Source organism: Pelagicoccus enzymogenes, assembly GCF_014803405.1.
Taxonomy (GTDB): domain Bacteria; phylum Verrucomicrobiota; class Verrucomicrobiia; order Opitutales; family Opitutaceae; genus Pelagicoccus; species Pelagicoccus enzymogenes.
Genome location: NZ_JACYFG010000060.1, coordinates 35,012 through 53,783, shown reverse-complemented (window position 1 = coordinate 53,783; position 18,772 = coordinate 35,012). Strand labels below are relative to the sequence as shown.

Here is an 18,772-nt window from a genome sequence, read left to right as displayed (position 1 = left end):
GGGCGGAGCCAACGAAGCCCGGGGAGATACTGGGCCAAGTCGCTTGCCATTGGAGAACGGGCGGATTTCCAGTCCGCCTCAGGATTCACCTATCCACTGGGCAAAAAGGGTAAACGGTAGAGGGACATGCGGTAGGGGGGGGTGGGTCGCATCGACCTGTTTGAAACGGAAACGGTGCATCCTACTCGATGCCATTTCGGTGGGAGTCTGTTTTTTCGTGCTTAAGGCTGCAGATGAGGGGCACCCGAAGGTAAATCGAGAGTCGCGCCGCACCTTAATGGGGTGTATTAAAAATCGCGCTACAGGAGCGAACCGTACAGAGGAATTCTGCGGATATATTTGTGCTTTTGAATCCGAAGCGGCGCTTCCAGACGAGCAGCATCCAGCGCTAATTGTAGGGGCTCGTGTCTGCGATTCTTAGCCCCTGATTCTCCCCGTAAAGATAGTCACTGCAAATGGCGTCTTTCTTGCTGTGGAGACGTATGCCACCGACCCGATCCTTTTTTCGCCACACCAAGATTATCGCGACCCTCGGCCCCGCCACGGACTCGAAGGAAATGCTCGCCAAGCTGATCACCGCAGGAGTGGACATCCTGCGGCTCAACATGGCGCACGCCAGCCACCAGTGGGTCGACGATGCCATGTGGCACATTCGAGAGGCATCTTCCGAAATTGGCCGCCATGTCGGTGTCATGATGGACGTCAAAGGCCCCGAGATAAGAACCGGCAGGGTCGAAGCCCCGATCAAGGTATCCGCGGGCGAGGTCTTCGAAATCCATTTGGAGGCGGCGATGCCAACCGGCGACGTGCCAGCTGTGTCCACTAACTATCCCGGCCTGCCGATGGACCTGGAGACGGGAGCCATCGTGCTGATTGACAGCGGACTCATTCGCATGCGAGTTCTTGCCAAGGACGAGCAACGGGTACGCCTCGAGGTTCTAACCCCTGGAGAAATCGGTTCCAAACGCCACATCAACCTGCCCGGCGTTTTCGTCAACTTGCCATGCCTGACACCCAAGGACGAAGAAGACCTGAAAGCCGGCGTGAAGGCGGGCATCGACTTCGTGGCTCTATCTTTCGTGCGGCAAGCCTCTGACATCAGAACCTTGCGGGCCTTCCTCGATGCTCTTGGTTCACCCGCTAAGATAATCGCCAAGATCGAAGATCAAGCGGGCGTACGCAACATGCAGGAGATCGTAGAGGAAGCCGACTGCATTATGGTTGCCCGCGGCGATCTCGGTATCGAAATCGACTACCATCGTTTGCCGTTGGTGCAACGCGATCTGGTTGCCGCCTGTAGGGCGGCGGGCAAACCCGTGATCATTGCGACCCATTTGCTCGAAACGATGATCAATTCTCCCATGCCTACCAGAGCCGAGATTTCCGATATTTCGAATGCAGTTCGCGAGCAAGCCGACGCCATCATGCTCTCCGGAGAGACCACCGTGGGCAAATATCCGCTGGAGTCGGTGCAGGTCATGAAAAACATCATCGAGAGCATAGAGCCATCCGTAAGCTACGACTTGAATCGAGACCTTACGCTGCCCAGCCCTAAGGCCAAGCTGCTACGATCCGCCGCAAAGCTGGCTCAAGACATGGAGCAGTCCGCGATTGTGGTTTTCACCCGCAGCGGCTACCTCGCCTATACCTTGGGAGCCCTGCGAGCTCGCGGCGCTCCCATTTTCGCTTTCACGGATGTCGAATCGATTTTCCGACAACTACTGCTGCCTTGGGGCGTCGAGCCCTTCCTCATCGAGTTCTTCGATGACCCGGAAGAGACCATCAGTCTCTCGCTAAAGATCTTGCGCAAGAAGGAGTGGGTGGAGAAGGGGACCACCGTAGCCGTGATCACCAATGCGCTGGCCGAAGGAAAGGTCATCGACACACTGCAGCTTCGCACCATCTAGCTCCAGAAAGGGAGCGCCGATATGACGACGCACTCGTATTTGGTAATTCCCTACGCAATCGGCGGAAGACGGCAATTTATTCCCTTTGGGTCTAATATCTCGAAGCTTGCTTCGACTCTTGAGGTGGATCGGCTTTGGGCGCTTCGCTTTGTCGGCAAGCCTCGGTACCGAATACGATTTCGCAATGGCGCCTTCGAAGAAGCCGCGCCACCTGTTTTTTGAATACCTCGCTGCCGCGCTCCGGCAGTCGACGAAATCGAGAGCTTGCTCCGAGGGTCTTTATTTACCTCGGAAGAGACGAGTGATCCCGAGGATCAAGCAAACCGCTCCGCCGAGCTGCAGCCAGATAGCCTTCTCGGAAGGGGATCCGGTGAACAGGCGGGAAAAGCTGGAGCTGATCGAATCCGCAGCGCTGAATCCATAGGCAAGAAGGATGATTCCGATGACAACGAGCGAAAGGGAGAGCGGCTTTTTCATGGGATGATAACTTGGTTCAGGTCGATTCGATGCGAAAGGGATATCACACAAACGTCCTCCCATATCAAACCGCTTTTTGCACGGCATGTTCTCTGCGGAACTAGCTCAGAATCAAGTGCAGTCCGAGCAGAACAGCAAAGGTCGCGACAGCGGCACACCCCAGAAGGTAGAGGTGGCGTGGCTTGGGACCCTCCACGCATTGCTCTCTTGGAGCCTTTGCAAAACGCCTCGAGCCCAACGTCAGTCCGACCATGGCGACCACGAAGCCGAAGAGATTCCACCAAAGCCAGCTCATCTGCGGCGCTGCCAGCCAAAGCGTCGCATTGGTCGCGATTCCAGCCGACAGGCACGCGACTCCCCAATAAGGGCTCTTGAGCTCGCGTCCTAGCAGAATGAATACGAAGCACGCGAGGATCGGTCCGTTGAATGCCGAGCTGATCGCGTTAACCAAAACAAGAACCGTCGCCTGAGACCCGCTGAAAAGGAAAGCCAAGCCGCAAGCTGCCAACCCAAAGACTACCGTCAGGCTGCGGGCCCGCACCAAGGGATGCCGTAGTCCCGGAAATGCGACTTCCTTGCCGCCTAGGAAGTCCTTTTCCAAGGCGGCGCTGAGCGAGTTGATATTCGAGTCCAAGCTCGACATAGCGGCTGCCAAAATCCCTGATACAATGATCCCTTTCAGTCCCGTCGGCATGTATTCGATGATAAAATACGGGGCGATGAAATCAGGGTTCTGCCCTTGCATCATCTGTTGCAACCACTCGGATTGCTGGTAAAACAACCCCAGAAGCACACCAAAGCTACAATAGGTCAGTACCAAGGGGAGGCGCAGCGTACCGTTCAGCAAAATCGCTTTGCGGGCTGTGGGAAGGTCCTTGGCGGCGAGCAAGCGTTGGGCTTGGCTTTGATCGCAGCCGTAGTAAGCGAGGTAGAGGAAAAAGCCTCCGATCAACATCGGCCATAGGCTATAGGCCGCTCCGTCGTTCAAGCCGTTGCCCGAAAGTTGGTAGATCGCGAGACGGCTTGAATCGAATGAGTTGAGAGCGTCACCCGGTGATTCGAGAAGGAAAAGCAGCACTACGGCGCAGGCAAGGGCGCTGAGCCAGAGGACGATCAACTGCATGATGTCGGAGTAAATATCCGCCTCGATTCCCCCGATGGTCGTGTAGACCATCGAAAGCCCGCCAACCACGAGGATGCTGTTGGAGACGGACAGGTCTAAGCAAACCGCGACCACCACCGACATGGCGTAGAGAGCCACGCCAGTTGCCAAGCCGCGTCCTGCGATGAAAAGCAGACTCAAGGTCTTGCGCGTCGCTGCACCCATTTGGCTTTCTACCGCGGAGAAGATCGTGGTGGTCCCAGCTTTTTTGTAACCAGAAACAAGATACAGAATTCCTATAGTCGCCAAGGGTACCGCCAACTCATACTGCAGCCACTTCAGCCCGCCTCCCTCCTTTATGGCGATGAAAGCAGGCGCGCCGATCAGGCTGATGGCGCTGCATTGGGTCGCGATCATCGAACCCGCGATCGACCAAGCTCCCAAGCGATTCCCAGCAAGGTAGTAGTCGCTCTGCTGTTTTTGTCGCAGTCCGATCCAGACGCTGAGCGCAACCACGCCAGCGAGGTAGACAATTACGATTAGCCAATCGAGGGGGTGCATACGCCCCCGAGCGAGCAACATCTGCGCCGGAGATGGAGCTGCTTAAAATCGTCACAGGCGAAAAGGGGTAAGGCGGTGGCGAAGGTCGCCTCGCTATTCAATCCCGGCGTTGAGGATAATTTGTACACTGATTTGAGCGCTGCATGTACGACGATCCCCCGCGGATGCCCATTTTCCAGCAGTCTCCCCTCTGCAGCTCCTCGCTTGGCGCAGTTCAAGTTTATCCTGAGGAGCAGCCTCATGCTGCCCTCTAAAAAAAACGAAACAATGATGTACAATTTACTGGCAGGATGGATAGGGATGGCCGCTGGCGTGCTCTCGGGAGCTGCGATCGGACTTTTCTTCCATCGAGACAAATGGCTAGGCGGATACAGCTCCTTCGAACGGCGAATGCTGCGTCTAGGACACATCGCCTTTTTCGGAATCGGATTTTTAAATATCCTTTTCGCACTGACGCTCGGCGAGGCTCAATTGGGCCACTGGGCTTTGGCTGGGAGTTGGGCCTTAGCGGCGACCAATCTTCTCATGCCGCTGAACTGCTTCCTTTCCGCATGGAAGAAAGCTTTTCGGCACCTCTTCTGCATTCCTGTTTTAGGAGCCTCATGGGGTGTCGCTACTGCAATTATCCATATTTTGAATACTTTATGAAAATCGTCTTTTTAGCCATGAGCGGCATTCGTGTCTTTGACCAAGAGCTGCTCGAAATCGGTCTTACGGTCCCGGGATTCGTCGAGCGAAGCAAGACCATCGCATCGTTGCCAAGCCTAGGGCTCCTCACTTTAGCGGCTCTCACTCCTTCGCATTGGGAAATAGAATACCGCGAGATTGATGAGATGAAAGAAGGGGACGTCGAAACCCTAGGCCTTGCAGATATCGTCGCCTTCAGCACCTTCACGGCTCGGGCTTTCGACGCCTACGCCTTGTCCGGATCGCTCAGGAAACGCGGCATTTACACGGTGATCGGAGGATTGCACGCGTCCCTCTGCCCAAGCGAATGCGCAGAACACTTCGATTGCGTGATTGAGGGGGAGGGCGAACCGGTTTGGAACGACCTGTTGTCAGATTTTGAATACGGTAGGCCGCGGTCCCATTATAAGGCGAATCGCGCCTACGATCTCTCCCAGGCGCCGATTCCCCGCTTCGACCTGCTCGAAGTCGAACGCTACAATCGGCTCACGGTGCAAACGACGAGAGGTTGCCCGTGGGAATGCGAGTTCTGCGCCGCCTCGATCAGACTCGGTGGGGGATACCGCTGCAAGCCAGTCGACAAGGTCTTGGCTGAGCTGGACGCCATCCGTTCCCATTGGCCGCACCCATTCGTCGAGTTCGCCGACGACAACACTTTCGCCAGCAAACGATACGGCCATCGCTTGATGGATGCCCTGCAGGGCTGCGACTTTCGCTGGTTTACGGAGACGGACATCTCTATCGCCCACGACTCAGCTCTGCTGGCAAAGATGAAAAAAGCTGGCTGCGCCCAAGTGCTGATCGGCCTTGAGGATCCCTCAGACGTGAGTGGCGTCGAGCTGAAAGCCGACTGGAAGGCGAAACAGCGAGCAAGCTACCTGGAATCCATAAAGCGGATACAGGACCACGGAATCACGGTAAACGGATGCTTCGTGCTTGGCTTTGACTCGCACAAGCCGGACGTTTTCGATCGCTACTGGGAGTTCATCCGCGAGAGCAATCTCTTCGAAGTGCAACTCACCTTCTTGACTCCCTTTCCTGGCACGCCGCTCTACGATCGCTTGGCAAAAGAGAATCGCTTGCTGCATGCCAATGACTGGCGACGTCGTACGCTCTTCGACATTTGTTTCGAGCCTAAGCAGATGAGCGCCGCGGAACTGCGAGACGGTTTCATCGACTTAGCGCGCAAAGTCTACGATGACGCGGAGGTCGATCGCCGCCGCAGGAACTTCATCCGTTCCAAGATGCTTGCGGATGTGGTGTGAGGGAGATTCCCGCTATCGATTCGCGGCACAAGGCCGCTTCCCACGTCAAGCGGCCAACTCTTCGGAAAGCTTCTCGAGGCGTTGCTTGACCTCCTGGAGGGCAGCGCGCACGTCCTTGATATCGAGTCCGGATTCCTTTAAGCGGCCCTGCGTAATGGTCCAGTAGGACTTCTCCCCTGGAGTCCCTCTGCCGAGATGCTCGGCGATGGCTCCAGAAAGAGCCAGCAAGTACGCGTGCACGTTTTTCTCGGGAGCTTCGTCTGGCGTGTACTGGTAGCGAAGGGCCTCAATGGCTCCCTCCGGAAAATTCCAGGCATCCAAAACGATGGCGGCGGCTTCTGGATTGGTGACGCCAAGGTTTTCCTCTTCCCAGAGGAGCAGCGGCGTTTCTTCTTTTGCGGAGAATCGAGGCGGCACCATGAACTTCTGCGAGCAAGCATCGATGATGGTCTTGCCCATGGTCTTGAGGAGACCCAGCGTGTAGGCCTCCTTCTCGTCGAGACCTCGAGCCTTAGCCAAGGCCTCCATCGCCAGACCAGTGGCCACGGCGTTTTCCCAGAAGAGCCATCCATCGATACCGTAGGTTTCGTTGCGGCGAGCAAATACGTTGGACGCGGCAGCCATGCCCACCACCTTGAAAAGCTCGGCGAATCCGACACGGCCCACCGCTTGCTCCAAGGTGTCCACCGGCTGGCCCAAGCTGAAGGCCATGCTGTTGGAGATCTTGAGGACCTTGGCGGTAAGCGAAGCGTCCGTTTTGACCAGCTCGACGATATCCTTGCTGACCGTATTGCGGTCCTTTAGCAGTCGAGTGAGCTTGGCAAATATCTGAGGGGAGGGAGGCAGCTTCTGGGCTGCGGCTTTTAGTTCCAGTTGGGAAATGCTGTAGGCCATAGGATTGAAAAATGCGGTGGTGGTTCACCCTAAAAACGGCAGCGAGCAAAGTCCCTGTAGAAGCCGAGTCGTTAAAGGGATTTTAAAAGCGCGCTGCCCTGCGGGGAGTGGGATTTGGGACGACTGAGATAGGCGTTTCACGTCGGTTCTGCAGGAAGGGCAATCGCCCTCGTCCGATGCCTATCAGCCTTTTCTGAGGTCGATTTTCCAAACAGTGGTCTTGTCTCCTGCGGGAGACTTGACGTAACGAACCGGAATTCGCTGGGACTCGCTCGCTCCGATGGTGTCTCCGGCTGGAATTGCTTCGCCGCGCTGAGCCACGTAGCTGAGCAGGTCGAAGAATCGTTCGACCGCAACGCTGGTTTCGTCCTGCGGAAATACCAGGTAGAGCTCGGGGAGACCTAGCTGGTTCATTCCCATGCTCAAGAAGCTCATGGAATGCTTGTTTTCTCGCCCGCGGCTAAACCCGTTCCAGAGGATGACGCGGGGCATCACGGAACAGTCGCCGGCTAGGGACAGGAAAAACTCTCGGGAGTGCGTCGCCCGCGAATTCCCCCAATAAACGCCGGTAGCGGAAGAGCTCTCCACGATTCCTGCAAGCAGGGACGTGAATGCATCGATCCCCTCCAGTGGGGTCGTTCCTTCGAGCGTCCCCAAGCTGGTGACCATCAAATGAGCCCTGTGCTCGATAGAGGCCTGCGGGGAACTGAGGGACTCGAGCGAATAGTCGCAGTGGTTCTCTGCTTCGTTGTTGGGAACCTTGGCGTCGACGAGGGCGATGAAGGCGGTTCCGAGTTTCGGCAAGGAAACAGTAATTATCTTTTGATTACCCTCACCTGAAGCTTCAACTACGAGCTCGCCTTGCCCGCAGTGGTACTTCGCGAAAGCCCTAGCCAATGCTTCGGCGGAAGGGAGGCTTGGCTCTTCGAGCAGGACGAAGGCGAGGTGATTGCGAACAGGTTCGATCTGTGGGGCTTTTTTGCCTCTCGCTTCGCTGAAAAATCCGAAAAAGCTCATAGCTACAAGGGTTGTGATTAATGAATGCGGTTTCACGATGTATTGAATAAACGGCTACGGTATTTAGCGACTGTCCAGTAGATAGGTTTTCTGTAGGGTTAGTCCTTGGTCCAGACCGCGTCGCGCTATGGAACGGGTTTGCGCTGCGGTCTGCAGCAAGCTGCAACCCTAGGAAGAAGAGTCGGTGTGTTTTTTCGCTTTGGGTTTAACACCTCGAAGCTTGCTTCGATTTTTGAGGTGGATCGGCTTCTCCGAAGACGATTTCGCGATAGCGTCTTCGGAGAAGCCGCGCCACCTGTTTTTTAAATACCTCGCTGCCGCTCCGGCAGTCGATGAAGTCGAGAGCTTGCTCCGAGGATCTTTATGACACAGTCTCATAGAGGAGTCTACCAAGGGAGTCGCCGGTGTCGAAACAGACCCCTTACTCGCCCGCTTGTCGCTTGAATTCGAAGGATTCGCCCTTGCGAAACCAACCGGCGAAAATGCGGGCTTCCAGAGTTTCCACAGACGGGTGCTCCACACCCGGGAAATAGGCGTCGACGATTTTCGTTACCTGGCCGGCCACTTCCAAGCCTTCTGCGTAGGCGAGGTAGTCAGGACCCAGCTCCGCGACGAGCAAGTAGGGAGCCACGTCCTCCTTGAGCAGATGATTGGATATGCCGAGGTAGTCGGTGCCGTTGATCTTTACCGAAGCCTTGGGACTAATGGCAAAGTCTGTCGCTGCTGGGTCCTTGGCCACCACGAGAAAAATAAGGCGCAGTCCGTGCGAGCGAGAGTGGAATCCCTTTTCGTTCAACCATTGCTTGCCGATTGGGTCGACGGACAAGAGATGGACGACCGAGGCTTCGCCTTGCTGCGAGGCCGGGAGCTTGAAGCTGGGAAAGCTTTCCGCCTGTAAGTGAGAAATCACTACAAAAAGGGTGAAGGCGAGTAGCATGAATTTCATGGCTTTGTATCAAGATTTTGGATTTTTCGGATTCTATGGGATGACACGAAAAGCCAGGATGGCATCGAGGCTCGCGTCCTCCCTTTGGGACAGGAGTAAGGTTTTGCTGCGGGCTTATGGTTCAGCTCGAAGGCGGATGAAGGTAGGGGGATCGACAAAGGGCAAAGTGAGCATGATTTCGCCTGAGCTTTCCTTTTTTAGCGATGGATACCCTCCCGCCAGCCACGCTTCGGGGACCATGCTCCAGCTGTCTTGCTGCAAGGTGCGAGAGTATTCGACGTAAACGTCGTCGTTACGGTAATCGCTTGGGATGCGCAACACAGCATTCCCGTGCTCGTAGCGCAAGGAAAGGGGAGCCTGCTGGTCGTCGCGGTAGGCCATGAACCCGAGGGCGTAGGCGAGGTAAAGAGGGACTCCTGCCTCGTTTTCCGAGTCGAGTTCGTTCCCATCGAAAGACCATTTGTTAAAGCTGTACCAGCTGCCGAAAGGAGTCGTCTCGCTATAGGAGTACGTCGCCGTGAGCTGTCCTGACTCCCGCAAGGTGAAGCTCGAATTTGACCCTTCGATAGTTTCGCTCTCCTCCTCGTCGAAGGAGAAGGTTAGGGTAAAGTTGAAGTGTTGCCCGTATAGGTCGTCCTTAATCCGCTCGACGGCGATGGTGGGAGAGCTTACAATTTCCTGTTCCGATGGTTCGACGGCGTAGTCAATCGTTTCCGTCTCTTGGACGTCCCCAATACCGATCGTAATGCTTCCGACACCTTGATCGCTGATCGCCGCTATATCATCGTCGTAGAGCTTTCCGTTCGCAGGATCGACACGTCCTCTGTCGCCAATCGTCATAAGCCGGGTACTTATTCCTTCGAACAGGAATGAGAAGCGAGTAGGAAAGGTTCCCAGCTCTTCGTAAGTCACGTCCGATTGAGTCTGCAGAGAGAAGTTCTCCCAGTAGATTCGGGAGCCGTCCAGGAAGGTGCATTCGGTGACCTCTAGCGTTTCTCGGTCAAAAGCCACCTTGGCATTCAGGATGCCCGAAAACCGTGGTGAAGCCGTGTCCTGTCCTCCTGTGGAAAAAGAGATGCTGTAGCTTATATCGCTTTCGCTTATCTCGAAAGGAACAGTGTATCTGAGCGTTTCCGAGAAGCTTGAGAAAAGGGGGGCCAATAGCCCAAGAGTAACGGCTGCTATGCGTTTCAAGTGTGGGACAGTGCTAAGAGGTTGGACGCTCGCAACAGAACCGCAATGCGCCTCGCAGGCAAGGCTTCACTGAGGAAAAGGAGCGAGCCGGTGGATGTACACGGCGGCCAGTCGGCAGCTTGGGACCCTTCGAGGCTAGGGGAGGGAGAGTTTTAACGGTCCGCTGTCATTAATTTCAACTACGGCCGCGTTAGCTCAAGGCCTCCGCGTTCCGCAATTCGGGCAGTGCTTGTAGCTCGCTTGCACGAAGAAACCGCATTTGCCGCAGTCGCAGCCCTCGTCTTCAGCGGCGATGGGCGGGCTTGGAACCGTCGTTTGCGTTCTCGCGGCGAATCGAGAGGGCGATCCGTCTCCAAACCAAAAAACACCAGTGAAAAGGCTCGTCTTGACCGTTGCGTAGATGGTTTCACCCTCAGGATTCAGGTAGGTGACCTCGTAGGTGCGGGAATTATCCTCGCCAAAGGATCCTTTTCCAAACGGTGACCAAGTCGCGGAAACCAGCTTGCAACCACTTTCTTCCAGTTCCACGGCGATGCGCTTGCGATCCCATTTGCCAGCCAAAATCCTCAAAGCGAGGATGCCCGCGATCACGCTGCCTACGATCCAAGGAAGGTAGTTCGGGTCAGCCTCTTTTCCAAAAACGTAAAACTCAGCGAGGACTGTCATGGGCGGCTTGGTTCTCTCGAGTCAGCGTGGAAACAGTGGCGTCTGCAAGCCAATGGGGCGATAGCGGGCGGACCTATCGTAGATCGATCGTTACCGAAAAGTCCTTCTTGAAGAAGCTGCCGCCCGGTTCCTTGTCCGAGCCGTAGCTCATCACCGTTACGGAATCCGCGGTCACGATATACTTGAACGGTTCGCCGATGTGGTCCTGCAGGTCTTCTTGGGGAAGCCCCAGCGCCTGGAGGGAGGTCGGCACCCGATCGTTCGTTTCAATGAAGGCCGTGATCGCTTTTTCGATACGATCGAGCCGATCAAGGGAGACTCGCTTCGGACTCTCCGCGTCGCCGTAGAAGACGAGCAGCAAGCCCATGGTCAAGGCGGCAGAGCCTATCGCTAGTCCGAATTTCAAATTTTGAGGAAGGGAACGCATCTGAGCCAAGCAAACTCCTATTTGCATCGTCACCTGTCAAGAGGGTGGAATGTGGCCTCAGCTAGAACCTGCCGCCAGTGAGGGCCACGCAGAGCCGAAAAACCATCGGAGCGCGCTACCTCGAGCAGGGAGACGACTCCCGCTTGGAGTCTGTCCCAAAACACCTCCAAGCCAGCAAATGCTTGATTTAACAAAAAGCCTCCTAGCTCCCGGAGCGGATTCGCCGCATCTTTTCGCGCTCGACCCGGAACTTCTCTCGGTTGCAGTTACAGTGCGGGCAGAGCGGGGTGTTGTAGAGAAGCACTATCTTTTCGCCGAGTTTTAAAGGACGCTCCTGTCCGCGCTCCACCATCTCCATCGCGGGGCCGCAGCTGGGAACGATCGAGCTTAACGCGCCGTAAAAGAGATCGCCCAGAGTCCGTGATTTTTCTTTCGGTTTATTACTCATGTTTCAGCGTAGTAGTCTTCCATTGAGAGCGGTTGCTCGGCAAGCCACCCCATGCGAGCGAACTGATTCATGCTCAGTCTAGCGAAGGCTTGAGCTTGTACGCAGCCAAACGGTAGAGGGCAGGTTTTTAGTGCGAAAATTTAGTACGGCTTGCAGGGACGTGTGAAGGTGTCGCTCCGTTTGGGACCAAGTCTGGCGCGCTGCAGGGCCAAGGGCATTACCCCGCCCTTCAAAACCTTATCTGCGTATTGCTCGAAAATCGGGCGTTCGGAACCTCGCCTGTGCTTTCGTAGCGAGCGATTGCAGCTTTCCAGTTCTCCAGCGTGTCGGATACGGACTTGTTGGTGTGATGCCGCGCAATGCCCAAGTCGAATCCGGTCCTCACCACGAATACGATAATATCAGACTCTGACAGGATCGCCTCGTCCTCGACGGCAAGGCCAATGAGCTCCAGAGCATATTCGCTTTCGGAGGGAATGGAGTGGGGCGGAAAGGCGACAATCTGAAGATAGGTTACGGAGCGAGACTCGTTGTTTGCCAAGCTGTAGCTTGTATTCAAATGTACCCCTGCTTGGCGAACGTTATCCTGCTGCTCCAGTTTTTCGTAAAGGGCGAGAACCTTGGTCAGATTGAAATTCTCCTCGGCCAAGTTGGATGCCCAAACCAGTACCGCAATAGACAAACCCGAGATTACGGAAAGAATTACGAAATGGCCTTTCCAAAGCCGCGCCACCTTCACTTCGCTCGCTCCAGGTTCCGCCCTTACGACATGGCTTCCGCAAAGAAAGTCGTGCAGGCTCCGACGTGTCCGGACGTTGAAAATCAGAAAGTAGCCTATGGCTCCGCCCACTCCGAAGATGGCGATTCCCAACACCAATGACACCGTGTGTTGATTTAATCCCAAATCAATATTCACCCCGTTCAGGAAAATGGGAGTGGCCACGATACCCTGGCGGATGAATGCCGTCGTGAAGGCGAGCGGCGCGCCCGCTTGATCAAGCACCTTGATCCCCATCATTCGCTTCCCAAGCGTCTGTCCTCCGCCTAGCTTGGAATTAAAGCTAGCAAAGTAGGCCATATAGATCGCGAGGCCATACAGTCTCCCCGTCTGTCCCAAGGACAGAAAGTACTCGTAGAAGGAGTAACCAATCGCTAAGCCCACTACTCCGAGCAAAATAGCGTCAATAGCGTAGGCCAAAACGCGACGCCAAAAGCCAGCGTAGCGGTAGCTTTGGGTTTCCGGTTCGACGTCTCTCGGCCCCGTCAGGCCCTCGTCTTTAGGTGTATTCATGAATTGGGGATATTGGCCCGCGGTTATATCACAGGTTGTTCGTTTTTGAATACGGCTTCTTGGAGGCGGAATTAGCCTTTTGGAGAATGCGCTCTGCTGGACTTGTGTGCGTCTCCGCCTTACCGCCACTCGCTGCGGCAACATGGGACCGAGCTCGCGTCAGCTGCTTTTCCAGATGGGCGTCCGAGTAATCGGCAGAAGTTTGCTTCCATCGTTTATGATAATCTAGGACCTCTTGAAACTGACCAAGCTGATTCATAGCAAAAAACAAGTTTCCCACGTAGCGTCTTTTTTCCGGGGCCATGCGAATGGCAGTTGCATAATGTTCGATTGCCTCCTCGTATTGACGATCCCATGACAGAGAATCAGCCAAGTAGAAATAGGTGCGATCGTCCGCATGTCGCTCGTATTTCAGCAACCAGCCTTTAGCGATATCCACCGCTTCCTCGTAGCGTTTCAATTCTATTAGGGTTACTGTGAAATTGACGAGCAAGGTAGCGTCCGCTGGGGCCAAGCCTAGCGCCTCCTTGAAACAGCGAGCTGCTTCATCGAAATTTTCTACGTCGAAATTGACGGCCCCCTGCATCTTCAGGAAGGCGGCGTCAATTTCACCTTTTTGCGACCAGTCTGAAGCCCATTCGACCGCCTCCTCCGACCTGCCTGCTCCCCGTAGCGAGCTGACATACTGGCTGGCGACATCCCCAGAGGGAGCAAGCTTGAGAGCCTTCAGAAGATAGGGAAGGGCTTCGTTATGATGATCCGCTTCAGCAAGCCCTTTGCCTACGTTCTCCCAGAAGTAGGCGTTCGGCTTGTTTTTGCTCGACCAAGCTTCCACAAATTCGTGTTGCGATTCAGGCCCTTCCACGACCGCCAGCAAGAAAGAGTGAGTCCCCGCCATGCGGGGGTCCTTTGGCAGGCGAGAGATACCGAGACGCGTAGCCTCGATCGCTTCCTCGTAGCGTCCCCACTTGGTGTAAAAGATCGCTATGTGCCGCAGCGTTCCTTTTGCCTTCGGGTTGTTTACCCAACGCCGGGCAACCGGCTCCGCTTGCTCAAATTCCTGCAGAACCTTGCTGTTGTAGAAAAACAAGTCGGTTGCGGTGGCGTCGTCGGGATCTGCCGCGATCGCTTGCTTCGCGTACTTGAGGCTTTCGGCGTATCGGTTTTCACCAAAGTAACACAGGGCCACTTCCCGCAATGTCCTCTGAGTTGGCTCTATGTCTTTGCCTATTGACTCGAACAGCGAAATGCCTTCGCCATTTCTCCCTTGTCTCTGGAGCTTTGCGATTTGGCGCTCGAGTGTTTTCTCCGGACTTCGACCTTCGCATCCGCTAGCGATCAACGCGAATATCAGAATAATGGGTAATGCCTTCATCGATGTAAGGGGATTTTTCCAACTAACGTCAGAGGTCGATGCTGAAGTCTATGTTCTCGATAACGGCCTCCACGAGGCTGCCGCCGACATCCACGAAATCCATGGCATTCTCAATTTCGGAAATCCGTTTCTTCCGTCCCCGGATTGCAACTACGAGGAAGTAAAGACCGATACCGGCAAGGAGGCTGAGCAGCCACGAGAACCCATCTGCAAGCTGCAGATAGATCATCGTCCCCAAGAGGGCGGATCCAATCGAGCCGACTAGGATTCGCGAGAAAGGGCTCGCGGTCGCGACCTTGAGATCTCGCAGCGTGCCGAGATCTAGGTCCCTTCGCGTGCGATCACGCTTCTTGTTGGCAGCCTTGACCGCCCGTTTGACGATAAGCTCTTGGTATTTATCGGGGTTCACAAGAATTGTGCCACAAGGCAGGGAGTAGAAACCGTTGTTTCGTGTATTTAAATTTCACAAGAGATGGATCAGTTGAAGAGAGAACACGATGCCCCAAAGATTGCCAGAGGGAAGTGCCAGGGCGTGTTCGCGGATAACCTTAAAGCTGGCAGGAAAACGGGTCCTGTCGCGAAGCGATCCGAGCCCAAGGCGAGGGTCACCCCGTCCGCCAAAGCCATCCGGCACTGGTGCCGCAAGGGATGGAAGATCCGGCGATTCCTAGCAAGGTGAAAAGGATGCAGCGCTTCCAACGATGCTGCCAAGAGCGTTGAGGATAGCGGTGGTCACTCGAGCTCTGTTGAAGACAATATCGCAGAGTGTCAGGAACAGGACACCGAGATAGACGAGGTAGGCAAATCCGGTGTAGTCGTTGTAAACGATGGTGAGCAGCCAATTTTGCTCGAACAAGTAGAAGTAAGAGCAAACCAAAGTGGTGAAAGTGAGCAGGCTGCCGGGCAGGAAGAGGTGCGCCATGGCTTGCGGCTTGGCGAAGGATACGAGCAAAAGGAGAAGAAATATAACAAAGTTGCTTCCTGTAAAAATGCGTATATCAGCTTTTAAATTGGTGGCGATTTCCGTGTATTTGTAGTGAATGAAATCAACCAACTTGTCGTTGGCAGACTGGAGGAGGTTCATTTCGAACTGGAATCCCCTTTTATAGTATTCGGCCCATTTGTCGCGACATTCGCAATCTAGATCTCTGATCTTAGCAATTGCGTCCGCCATGCGTTCATGCACCTCCAATCGAATCTTTTCCCTCAGTTCTTCGATGCGTTCCTGGTTTTTGCTCTGCAACGAGCGGGCAAAGGCCCCGATCAGACCTTCGCCTTGTGGCAATTGTAGTGAATCAATGGATTCATCAATCTTTTCGGTCGCTTTGCGCTCAATGAAATCAGCGGCGAACGTTTCGACCCAGTCCGGGATGGCATAGGTAAAGGTGAAGAAGATACCGAATACGACGATTCCACCAAGGCCGATCAGCCTGAGGACTATTCTTTGCAGCTTAGGATTCAATGGAGAGTTGGTGCTGTATGCTTCAAATAGTATAAGGGGACCTGCTTAAGAAGTTCGGAATCTGGAATCTTTGCAATGCTACCGGGCAGGGCGGTATCTCCAGTCGCCTACTCCAAGCGAGGATGCGACTAGCTCCTGCAAGGAAATTCCGAAATGTTCGACCAAGCTAGCTTCTCCGGCATCCGCCTTTTGAGCTCCGAGGACAAATGCGTCGAAAGGTGTCCTGTTTCTGATTAGTCGAAAAGTTAAAAGCTGTGCGAGGTGGTAGCTAAGCGCTTGAGTTTCGTCGGGAGTGTGAAATCCACTGCCATTCCAAAATAGTTGGATGTTCGTCTGGTTCCAGAATGAATCGATGTTCTCTCGAACGGTTTCCATGTCGAAGGACATGTACCCCGTGATTGACTCCTCGCAAATTTGAGTGAGGCCTTCGTTGAGCCACAGTGGAATGTCAGTGTTTCGCATCAAGGAGTGAGTCAGTTCGTGAGCGAGAGCTCCTCCCAAATTGTGTTTAGAACAATCAGGGATAGCAAAGTGCCCATAACCATCGTTTAGATAGATCCCGCCCGATGTAGCCCATTCGCCTTCGTCATAATAATTGGCGATGTACTCATAATAGTCGTCGTCGTTCCCGAAAACCAACACGGGTGTTTTGCCAACAAGCTCCGCATGGCCCAAAGGTCCGAGCCGCTTTTGAATTTTCTGCAGCGTAGCCTCCAGCCACTTGACCTGATCAATCGCTTGTTTCGGCGAGTAGGGCGAAATGAGCCAGAAGTGAGGAGATTCTGTGACCTTATAAGGAGCCTCGAAAAACTCGACCAGCAAGTCCATCCAACTGCTTCCCACATCGGTCCAAAATGCGTTCGAGTTTTCCGCTGGTTCACTTTTCTCAATCTCGGACCAATCGGGTATGGGCCATGTAAGCTTGTCGCGCAAGGGCAGTGGGGATCGCATTCGCTTCAGTTTATTGAGAGTTAGTCTAGTTGTACGAAACTTCTTAGTTCGCGGATCGAGTGGGCTCTCGGCTTAAAGGAAAAATCTCCGCGGTAACCATAAGGTGATCGGAAAGGGCGGAAGGCACTGCTTGGCTGTTTCGGATACTTAATTCGGAATCAACTAGAATCCAATCGATACCTCGGTCAGGCGCTTCCGAAGGAAAGGTCTTCCAACTCTTGAAATCAACGTCTGTCTTGAATCCATGCTGGTCCAATAGGGCATCAACAACAGTGCTGCCAGCATCCGACCTCTGTGAATTAAAGTCACCTAGCAAGACAGATGGCACGTTTGTTTTTTGGATATGTTCGAGGATCTTTGCAGCGCTGCCCATGCGTGTTTCGTAAGACCTCGTTTCGATATGAATGGCTACAAAGCGAAGTGCTTTATCGCTGAAACCAACAGTCGCTATCATTCCATTCTTCTTGCCAGCAAGGATGGGCTCCCAAGGTTTCACAGGAGGCAGCTCAATAAGAGAGATATCTTTCAAGGGAATTCGACTCAGAATCGCGTTGCCAAACTTCAAATCGAAAAAGGGAAAATCTATGTCGATGTTTGTCAGAGTGGATACAAATCGGTATCCGGCATTTTCAGCGATAAAACGAGCCTGATTGTGTCCTCCGCTCCAGCTCGCGTCAAAATCTACTTCGTTGAGTACTACCACATCCAGATTTTCCGCTCGTATTTGCTTCGCTATTTTTAACAGGTGAGCTTCTCCGAGCTTTCTGGTTTTACTGGTCCAATTGCTTTCGCCAAGTTTCCCCCCGCGACCATGGGCGATGTTGTAGGCTCCGACCCTCAACGAGTCACCTTTCGGCTCAACCTGGGAGATTGTTGGTATTTCGAAGGAATTAAGAGCGGTTGAACTCGCGGCTAATCGATGGACTCCATACCAGGCGATAGAGAGGACTACTAGTCCGAGCAGTAATTTGACTAGACGTAACAAAGTTTTTTTGAACATGAAATCTTTGTCTATGGCATACCTATGCGAACGATAGGAACTTAGGTTGGATGTAGGGTTAAAATAGCACAAGCGTGCAAGTACGAATTAGGGTAACTAAGAAGCGGCTCGATTCCGATCGGGTTTATCGCTATTCGAGTCCCTCGCGTAGATACTGTCGTTCGCAAACGAGAGTGCTACAATGCTGGCGAACTGCTCATCGATAAAAATGAATCCTGAGTTCGAGGATCATCGGTGCATATCTGTGTAATCAGTGGTTTAGAATCAAAAATTGGGAAAGCTCGCTATCGACGCGGCGTCATGGCCAGGATCTTATTGGCTGCGCGCGATACCGAGCGGCGGACGCCGGGGGAGAGGGGATCGATGAGCTCTGGGCTTAGGGAGAGCTTCACTTCGTCCGCAATTTCTGGATACTTCTCCACCGTAGAGGCGATGAACTGAAAGGCCTTCCAGCGTACGGAGGCTTGCTTCTCGGTATCCAGCCATTGGCGCATGGCCATGTCGAACAAGCGGCCTTCCTGCTCGTCGTTCAGGCTCATTTTTTCTACGATCTTCATGAGCTCCCGCCAATGGCCGTCCGGTTTGTCGGGCATGGCTGCGATAAGGCGATCGAGCGAACCGCGCACCCGGGCGTCGTTCTTCTCCATGCAATTCCCCACCATCCAAGCCGCCCGCCACGAGTAGCGTTCGCAATCTCCCACTGCCAAGTCGATGGCCTCGGGAAAATCTTCCGGATGCTCCTTCAGGTAGACTTCCATTTCCTTCGCATAGGCGTTGACCAGGATGTCTTCGAGCGGGGTGTTCATGGGTAGGGAGGGGAGCATGATCTCCTAGGCTCCGAGTCGAAGGAGGTCGAGCCCTTTTGCCCAATCAGAGGCTATCTGATGAATGGTTTTAAACCACTGATGGGAGCCGACAGGCACTGAGATTTAAGCTGCCTGAATTCCCCTCTATCCAAGCCATCGGTTTAGATCAGTGTTATGGGTGGCTCAAAGGGACCGCTCGCTGCCTGGAGCGACCTCAAGCATTACGAGTTGACCTCTTTGTCTGTCTCCTCTTTGGAAAGCCGCACTACGGATTAAATTTTTTAGGCAAAAAGGTC

Annotated in this window: 18 protein-coding genes; 3 read left to right on the top strand and 15 right to left on the bottom strand. The window is 54.1% G+C overall.

The features are described from left to right. Nucleotides 1-482: 482 nt before the first annotated feature. The gene (gene pyk / locus IEN85_RS22725) at nucleotides 483-1,907 is read left to right on the top strand and encodes a pyruvate kinase (protein WP_191619412.1); all 1,425 of its coding nucleotides are present in this window, start codon (nucleotides 483-485) and stop codon (nucleotides 1,905-1,907) included. Nucleotides 1,908-2,186: 279 nt separating this feature from the next. On the opposite strand, the gene IEN85_RS22720 is transcribed toward pyk, so the two are convergent. Together IEN85_RS22720 and IEN85_RS22715 are read right to left on the bottom strand one after the other, a co-directional pair. Beyond that, nucleotides 2,187-2,384 carry a DUF3185 family protein gene (locus IEN85_RS22720; protein ID WP_191619411.1) on the bottom strand — a complete coding sequence of 66 codons (198 nt, stop codon included), beginning with the start codon at nucleotides 2,382-2,384 and terminating at the stop codon, nucleotides 2,187-2,189. A 100-nt stretch (nucleotides 2,385-2,484) separates the two neighbouring features. After that, nucleotides 2,485-4,047, bottom strand: a complete 1,563-nt coding sequence (locus IEN85_RS22715; protein ID WP_191619410.1) for a sodium:solute symporter family transporter — start codon at nucleotides 4,045-4,047, stop codon at nucleotides 2,485-2,487. Nucleotides 4,048-4,251: 204 nt separating this feature from the next. Between IEN85_RS22715 and IEN85_RS22710 the strand changes: the two genes are divergently transcribed. Together IEN85_RS22710 and IEN85_RS22705 are read left to right on the top strand one after the other, a co-directional pair. Beyond that, nucleotides 4,252-4,695 carry a hypothetical protein gene (locus IEN85_RS22710; protein WP_224772877.1) on the top strand — a complete coding sequence of 148 codons (444 nt, stop codon included), beginning with the start codon at nucleotides 4,252-4,254 and terminating at the stop codon, nucleotides 4,693-4,695. Next, nucleotides 4,692-5,999 (top strand): B12-binding domain-containing radical SAM protein, encoded by a 1,308-nt coding sequence (locus IEN85_RS22705; protein ID WP_191619408.1) that lies wholly within the window; start codon nucleotides 4,692-4,694, stop codon nucleotides 5,997-5,999. Before IEN85_RS22710 ends, IEN85_RS22705 begins: the two co-directional genes overlap by 4 nt. A gap of 45 nt (nucleotides 6,000-6,044) precedes the next feature. On the opposite strand, the gene IEN85_RS22700 is transcribed toward IEN85_RS22705, so the two are convergent. The 13 genes from IEN85_RS22700 to IEN85_RS22640 form a co-directional block, all read right to left on the bottom strand. Then, a complete protein-coding gene (locus IEN85_RS22700) occupies nucleotides 6,045-6,893 on the bottom strand; it encodes an HDOD domain-containing protein (RefSeq protein ID WP_191619407.1) in 849 nt (282 codons plus the stop codon). A gap of 183 nt (nucleotides 6,894-7,076) precedes the next feature. Next, nucleotides 7,077-7,910, bottom strand: a complete 834-nt coding sequence (locus IEN85_RS22695) for a DUF4261 domain-containing protein (protein ID WP_191619406.1) — start codon at nucleotides 7,908-7,910, stop codon at nucleotides 7,077-7,079. Nucleotides 7,911-8,331: 421 nt separating this feature from the next. Then, nucleotides 8,332-8,856: a hypothetical protein gene (locus tag IEN85_RS22690; RefSeq protein ID WP_191619405.1), complete on the bottom strand. Its 525-nt coding sequence runs from the start codon at nucleotides 8,854-8,856 to the stop codon at nucleotides 8,332-8,334. Between the two features lie 114 nt (nucleotides 8,857-8,970). Further along, nucleotides 8,971-10,050: a hypothetical protein gene (locus IEN85_RS22685; RefSeq protein ID WP_191619404.1), complete on the bottom strand. Its 1,080-nt coding sequence runs from the start codon at nucleotides 10,048-10,050 to the stop codon at nucleotides 8,971-8,973. Nucleotides 10,051-10,245: 195 nt separating this feature from the next. Then, nucleotides 10,246-10,716: a zinc ribbon domain-containing protein gene (locus IEN85_RS22680; RefSeq protein ID WP_191619403.1), complete on the bottom strand. Its 471-nt coding sequence runs from the start codon at nucleotides 10,714-10,716 to the stop codon at nucleotides 10,246-10,248. A 73-nt stretch (nucleotides 10,717-10,789) separates the two neighbouring features. Next, nucleotides 10,790-11,122 (bottom strand): hypothetical protein, encoded by a 333-nt coding sequence (locus IEN85_RS22675; protein WP_191619402.1) that lies wholly within the window; start codon nucleotides 11,120-11,122, stop codon nucleotides 10,790-10,792. A 698-nt stretch (nucleotides 11,123-11,820) separates the two neighbouring features. Next, nucleotides 11,821-12,882 (bottom strand): RDD family protein, encoded by a 1,062-nt coding sequence (locus tag IEN85_RS22670; protein WP_191619401.1) that lies wholly within the window; start codon nucleotides 12,880-12,882, stop codon nucleotides 11,821-11,823. A gap of 28 nt (nucleotides 12,883-12,910) precedes the next feature. Further along, a complete protein-coding gene (locus IEN85_RS22665; RefSeq protein WP_191619400.1) occupies nucleotides 12,911-14,257 on the bottom strand; it encodes a tetratricopeptide repeat protein in 1,347 nt (448 codons plus the stop codon). 28 nt (nucleotides 14,258-14,285) lie between these two features. After that, entirely contained in the window at nucleotides 14,286-14,666 is a 381-nt protein-coding gene (locus IEN85_RS22660) for a hypothetical protein (protein ID WP_191619399.1), read from the bottom strand. Nucleotides 14,667-14,924: 258 nt separating this feature from the next. Beyond that, on the bottom strand, nucleotides 14,925-15,719 hold the full coding sequence (locus IEN85_RS22655) for a hypothetical protein (protein WP_191619398.1): 795 nt from the start codon (nucleotides 15,717-15,719) through the stop codon (nucleotides 14,925-14,927). Nucleotides 15,720-15,797: 78 nt separating this feature from the next. After that, a complete protein-coding gene (locus IEN85_RS22650) occupies nucleotides 15,798-16,670 on the bottom strand; it encodes a hypothetical protein (RefSeq protein WP_191619397.1) in 873 nt (290 codons plus the stop codon). A gap of 43 nt (nucleotides 16,671-16,713) precedes the next feature. After that, entirely contained in the window at nucleotides 16,714-17,670 is a 957-nt protein-coding gene (locus IEN85_RS22645) for an endonuclease/exonuclease/phosphatase family protein (RefSeq protein ID WP_191619396.1), read from the bottom strand. A gap of 284 nt (nucleotides 17,671-17,954) precedes the next feature. Continuing rightward, nucleotides 17,955-18,476, bottom strand: coding sequence for a hypothetical protein (locus IEN85_RS22640; protein ID WP_191619395.1), 522 nt, complete (start codon nucleotides 18,474-18,476; stop codon nucleotides 17,955-17,957). Between the last annotated feature and the right edge of the window lie 296 nt (nucleotides 18,477-18,772).